Origin of the sequence: Alteribacillus sp. JSM 102045 (assembly GCF_041949975.1) — a bacterium.
In the GTDB taxonomy this organism is placed as follows: Bacteria; Bacillota; Bacilli; order Bacillales; family Marinococcaceae; genus Alteribacillus.
Genome location: NZ_JBHFQG010000095.1, coordinates 1 through 1239, shown reverse-complemented (window position 1 = coordinate 1239; position 1239 = coordinate 1). Strand labels below are relative to the sequence as shown.

The 1239-nt window shown below is 45.0% G+C and carries 2 protein-coding genes; both read right to left on the bottom strand.

Translation table 11 applies throughout. The features are described from left to right. A partial coding sequence (locus ACE1TI_RS21785) for an IS3 family transposase (RefSeq protein ID WP_375009595.1) occupies nucleotides 1-796 on the bottom strand: 796 nt, incomplete at its 3' end. 62 nt (nucleotides 797-858) lie between these two features. Further along, nucleotides 859-1164: a transposase gene (locus tag ACE1TI_RS21780; protein WP_375009594.1), complete on the bottom strand. Its 306-nt coding sequence runs from the start codon at nucleotides 1162-1164 to the stop codon at nucleotides 859-861. Nucleotides 1165-1239 lie beyond the last annotated feature (75 nt).

The window sequence follows — 1239 nt, the reverse complement described above, 5'->3', positions numbered from 1 at the left end:
GAGAGAGATCGAGAATACTTCCGTGCAATCGTCGCTCGTTGTAGAACGCAATGTAGGAAGTGACTTCTCGATACGCCTCTTCATAGGTCTTAAACTCGAAACGTTGAAAACAGTCGTCTTCTAGGAGACGGTGAAAGGCTTCGATGTGAGCGTTCGAATTAGGAGACTTTGGCGGAATTTGTTCGTGTTCCACGCCGAAGGTGTCGCAATGATGGGCGAAGGTGAGAGATTTATATTGCGGTCCGTTGTCACTGCGAATCACAAGACCATCTGTATCAAAGACCTGGCGCTTCATCATCGCCTGCTGCAGCGTGCGGCTAGCGTCTGCGGCTGTACAAGACAGCCCAATATGATAATCAATGATCGTTCGATCATAGACATCGATGTAAGATAAGACGAAGAAAAAGCGATCTTCTCCATGAATAAAGCCATACTTCAAATCCGTCTCCCACAGTTGATTGGAGTCCGTAATCGTCCGGTTCTTTGCCCGTTTTCGTTTGGTCACTGGCCTGGGCTGACGCTGGGGACGCAATATACCAAGCTCTTTGCACAATCGATAGACTTTCTTTTTGTTGATAGCTAATCCGTAACGGCGGCGGAGAATCACGGTGAGTTTTCGGTAGCCATAGGCAAAAGCCTCACCTTCGATCTCTTCTAGCAGCCATTCCTTGATTTGCTCATCTGAGACTTTTTTGCCGCCATTGGTGAAAGAGTAGCCTGGTATTGGTCGTCCCTCACTTACCTTCTTGTGTTCGACACGATAAGACGTTTGATAGTAATAGGTGGACCGAGGGATACCAAGAATGCGGCAGATGACCGATACCTTGTACCCTTTGGCAATCCAGGCTTTGGCAACGTCTATTTTTTCAGTAAGTGAGGGTTCTTCTTTTTTATGAGATCACGAAGGACGGCAATTTCTAAATCCTTTTCGCCAAGTAGCTTCTTCAATTCATTGTTCTCTTGTTCCATTTTCTGAGGATTCACGTAATCCACCTGGTCTACGGATGCTTGGCCGAAATGTCCTTGTTCATACTCTTTCGTCCACCGATAAATGATATTTTTTGACAGTTCATATCGTCTCGCTACTAAGGCTTTATTACCTGTTTCTAGCGCTTCTTTTACTACTTGTAATTTAAAGTCGTTGGAGTAAACTTGTCGTTTCATTTTCAATCAACCCCTTTGATTCTTAGTGTAACGAAGTTACTTTTCGTTGTCCAAGATCGCTAAGGGGCTTTAGAG

What these genes read in the sequence shown, in the direction of transcription:
- ACE1TI_RS21780 (WP_375009594.1), bottom strand. Translation starts at nt 1,164, where the DNA reads ATGAAACGACAAGTTTACTCCAACGACTTTAAATTACAAGTAGTAAAA.